Raw genomic sequence first — 4,417 nt, 5'->3', positions numbered from 1 at the left:
CCTTTCTTTTTGCCTGACTACCCGGTTTCGACGACATCCGTCGTGGTTTTCCGCCCGTCCGGACGTTGCGGGGAGGGCGAAGACGGGGTGACAGACGGGCAGGCAATGGGTGAGGCCGCCAAGCCTGCTATCATGCCGGGCGTTTACCGCCGTGGGCACGCGCACGGTCGGACCGACCAGGGGACACGGCTGGTCCCGCACTGAAAGACAGACCCGCACGGGGAGTGAAGAAGACATGTTGATGGATATCCGCGAAAAGATTCGCGGCTGGCTCGCTTATGTGATCGTTGGTTTGATCAGCATCCCGTTCATGCTCTGGGGTGTTGGCGAGTACATGGGCGGCGGCAGCGATCCCACGGTGGCCGAGGTCGAGGGCGACAAGATCACCTCGCGCGAGCTTGACCGTGCCTTTGCCGAGCGCCGCGCCCAGATGATTGCCGAAAGCGACGAGCAGCTGACCGCGGAGATGTTCGAGGAGATGGGGCTCAAGCGCCAGGTGCTCGACGAGATGATCAACGAGCGCCTGCTGGTCAATTTCATCCGCGAGCAGGGTTACGTCGTGCCCGACGAGCGCGTGGCCCAGGTGATCCGCGGGATCTCCGCGTTTCATGCGGATGGCGACTTCGACCGGGAAACCTACGAGCGGCGTCTGGCCCAGCAGGGCATGAGCGTCGATCAGTTCGAGAACGACGTCCGTCGGGACCAGCTGTTCAACACGCTCGACCGGGCCCTGATCGGCAGCGCGTTCGTCACCGATCCCGAGGTGCGTCAGCTCGTCGCCCTGCGTGACCAGTCGCGCGAGATCGGCCTGATCCGTATCGACCGCGAGCGGGTGGCGCAGTCGCTGCCCGAGCCCGACGAGGACGAACTGCGCGCCTACTACGAAGAGCGCGCCGAGGCATTCGCTCGCCCCGAGCAGGTGCGGCTCTCCTATATCGAGATCACGCCCGAGCGTCTTGCCGGCTCGCAGGAGATTTCGGAGGAGGCCCTCGCGAGTGCCTACGAAGACTACAAGGCGCGCAAGGAAGGGGAAGAGGTCAAGCGGGTCCGGCACATCCTGGTCCAGGTGGGCGACGATGCGGACGCCCCCGAGGTCGACGCAGCCCGGGAGGCCGTCGAGGAGGCCCGTGACGCTATCGCTTCGGGCGAGGCGAGTTTTGACGAGATGGCCGCGGAACTGTCGGACGACAGCAGTTCCCGGGACGAGGGCGGCGATCTGGGTCGTGTCCGGGAGGGCGATATCGCCGAGTCGTTCGACCGGGCGCTGGCGTCCCTTGAGGTTGGCGAACTCAGCGAGCCGGTGCGCACGCGTTTCGGCTGGCACCTGATCGAGGTGTACGACATGGACAAAGCCGAAGTGCCGCCGCTCGAGGAGGCCCGGGACGAATTGCTCGATCGTCTGCGCCAGGATGCCGCGGAGCGAGCCTATTACGACGCGGCCGAGGAACTGGCGAGCGTGAGCTACGAGCAGCCCGACAGCCTGGTTCCCGCCTCGGAGGCCGTCGACCTGGAGGTCGAGCAGAGCGACTGGATCAGCCCGGACGAAGGCGAGGGCATCGGTGAGCATGAGGCCGTACGCGCGGCGGCATTCGACGAGGATGTGCTCGAGGAGCGTTTCAACAGCCAGCTGATCGAGCTCGGATCCAGCCATGCCGCCGTGGTGCGGGTGGAGGAATACCGCGAGGCATCACCGTTGCCGTACGAGGAGGTCGAGTCCGAGGTGCGTGAGCAGTGGCAGCGAGACGCGATCGACGCGGAACTGGACGAGTTGACCGAATCGATGCGCGCGGCGCTCGACGACGGTGGCGACCCGGCGGAGATCGCCGCCGCAGAGCCGTCGGCCGACTGGGTCGAGCCGGCCTGGTACCAGCGCGGGCAGGAGAGCGAACGGATGCCTGCCGAGGTCTTGCAGGCCGCGTTCGGCATGGCGCCTCCGGGATCCGACGACGTGGCGACCGGGGCCAGCACCCTGCCGAACGGCGATCGTGTCGTGCTGCGGCTGTCGGGCTACCGCCCCGGGGAACCCGGTGAGCTGGATGCCGAAACCCGCCGGATGATGGCCTCGCAACTCGAGTCCAATCAGGCGGACCGGCTGATCGCCGCGTTCATGCGCTCGTTGCGCGACGAAGCGGACGTTGAAATCCGCGAACGGGCGATCGACGAGTAACGGCTGGTGTCACCGCAGGAAGGATGACGATCGGGGAGTAGTGGCATGGCCTTGCACTGGCAGATCCTGGGCGCGCTGGTGGCGGCATTCTTCGTCGGTAGCGTCTTCGGCACCGAGGCGGCGGGCATTCCGCTGGGCAACATCTATGGCTTCGTGGGCGGGCTCTTCCTCGATGCCTTGAAAATGCTGATCGTCCCGCTGATCACGGCCTCGATCATCACGGGCGTGGCCAGCATGGGCACTGCCGGCGGAGTGGGCGTGATGGCCGGTCGGACGATGCTCTACTACCTGTTCTCGACCACCCTGGCGGTGACCACCGCGCTGCTGGTGATGAACCTGTACCAGCCGGGCGTTTCCGACGGCCAGCCCCTGTCCCAGAGCGTGGAACTGCCGCCGATCGGCGATGAGGTCTCCGGACGGCTCGAGGGGCAGGAACTGAGCGGGTTCTTCAACATCCTGCGCGAGATGGTGCCGGCCAACATCGTCGAGGCAGGGGCCGATGCCCAGATGCTCGGCCTGATCTTCTTCTCGGTCCTGTTCGGCATCGCGCTCACCCGGGTGACCTCGCCGGGCCAGCAGGTGGTCAAGGATTTCTGGGCGGGCGTGCAGGACGTGATGATCCAGATCACCCACTGGGTCATGCGGGTGGCGCCCATCGGGGTGTTCGCGCTGGTGGCCGGGGTGATCGCCGAGAGCGGCCTATCGGTACTCCTGCCCATGCTGGACTTCTTCGTCGCCGTGGTGCTGGGGCTGGCCATTCACGCGCTGGTGGTGCTGCCCCTGGTACTGTGGTTCGTGGCGAGGCGCTCGCCGATCACGTTCATCCGCGCGATCTGGCCGGCGTTGCTGGTGGCCTTCTCGACCAGCTCCTCGGCCGGGACCCTGCCGGTCACCCTCAACGCGCTCACCCAGCGGGCGGGGGTCTCTCGTGAGACCGCCTCGTTCGTCCTGCCGCTGGGGGCTACGATCAACATGGACGGCACGGCGCTGTACGAATGCGCGGCCGTGCTGTTCATCGCCCAGGCCTATGGCGTGGACCTGTCCCTGTCGATGCAGGTGCTGATCGTCGTGCTGGCGCTGGTGACTTCCATCGGGGTGGCGGCGGTACCCTCGGCGAGTCTGGTGGCGATCGCCCTGATCCTGGGGGTGCTGGGCCTCCCGGCGGAGGCGATGGGGCTGCTGCTGGTGGTCGACCGGCTGCTGGACATGGTCCGGACATCGGTCAACGTCTACAGCGATGCCACGGGGGCGGTGGTGGTCGCCCGCCTGCGCGGCGAGGACAGGGTCCTGATGGACACGCGGTTCGACGAGACGGAGACAGGTGAACTGACCAGCGAGCGGACCTGAGCGTCGAGGCGGTGTCCATGGTGCACCACACCCAAAGAAGAAGCCCGCCGTTCCGGCGGGCTTTCTCGTGAGCGGCTGTGGGTGGTGACCGGGGTCAGTACGAGAGACTGTCCAGATCGATGGAGTCGAAGTTGGAGTCGTCGACCTCGACATTGTCCTGGATGTTCCAGAGGTTGTATTCCGGAATGGCCCACAACATACCGAGGAAGGCGACCACCAGGATTACCTGCCACCACTTGACCCGCTGGATCGGTTCGACCTGCTTGACCTTGCAGGCACCGCCGGGGCAGAGCTCTGCCTTCTGGCCGGTGAGCAGGTTGTAGGCCGTGCAGCCCAGGCAGATGCCGAAGGCCGACTCGAAGGCGAGGAACAGCAGGCAGGCGGAACAGCCGACAAGGTTCATCAGGCCGGTGTTCGCCTCGACGAACACCACCCAGACCATGATCGCCGCAATGATCAGCCCGATGGCCCAGGCCACCCGCTTCTGTGGCGCACCGACGTACTCGACTTCCTGGTTGCGGGTGATCAGTCGGCCCATGATCATGAACGGCGCATACTGCGGGTTGACCAGCACGCGGATGCCGAACTCGATCGAGAACGCGACGATCATCAGGCGTTCCCACATGAAATCCCCGGTGAGGAACCCCTGGGCGAAGGCGAAGCCCGCGAACAGCGCGAGCAGCCCGGCTGCCGCGCGGGCCTCTCTCTCGTTGATCACCCGGACCGGATAGCCCTCGACTTCCTCGCCGAAATGGAAAACGTTGCGCAGGCTGGCAGTCGTCATCAATCTCCTCCAGTAAATGCTGTTGTTCTGATATTCCCGGTGTTCAACATGTTGGACCGGAAACATGTCGCCATCCAATCAAAGTTTTTCGTCACCCACCCGTCGTTGTTTATAAAAAT

General features: G+C 65.4%; 3 protein-coding genes. 2 read left to right on the top strand and 1 reads right to left on the bottom strand.

From position 1 onward, the window contains the following. Positions 1-241 precede the first annotated feature (241 nt). Both ACLFMY_RS08605 and ACLFMY_RS08600 read left to right on the top strand, forming a co-directional pair. Positions 242-2,167, top strand: a complete 1,926-nt coding sequence (locus ACLFMY_RS08605) for a SurA N-terminal domain-containing protein (protein WP_410764250.1) — start codon at positions 242-244, stop codon at positions 2,165-2,167. Between the two features lie 45 nt (positions 2,168-2,212). Beyond that, entirely contained in the window at positions 2,213-3,514 is a 1,302-nt protein-coding gene (locus ACLFMY_RS08600) for a dicarboxylate/amino acid:cation symporter (protein ID WP_410764249.1), read from the top strand. A gap of 94 nt (positions 3,515-3,608) precedes the next feature. On the opposite strand, the gene ACLFMY_RS08595 is transcribed toward ACLFMY_RS08600, so the two are convergent. Next, on the bottom strand, positions 3,609-4,298 hold the full coding sequence (locus ACLFMY_RS08595; protein ID WP_410764248.1) for a DUF4395 domain-containing protein: 690 nt from the start codon (positions 4,296-4,298) through the stop codon (positions 3,609-3,611). Positions 4,299-4,417: the final 119 nt, after the last annotated feature.

Origin of the sequence: Guyparkeria sp. (assembly GCF_046545975.1) — a bacterium.
GTDB lineage: Bacteria > Pseudomonadota > Gammaproteobacteria > Halothiobacillales > Halothiobacillaceae > Guyparkeria.
The sequence above is the reverse complement of the archived record's forward strand: the minus strand, read 5'-3'. Positions and strand labels throughout refer to the sequence as shown.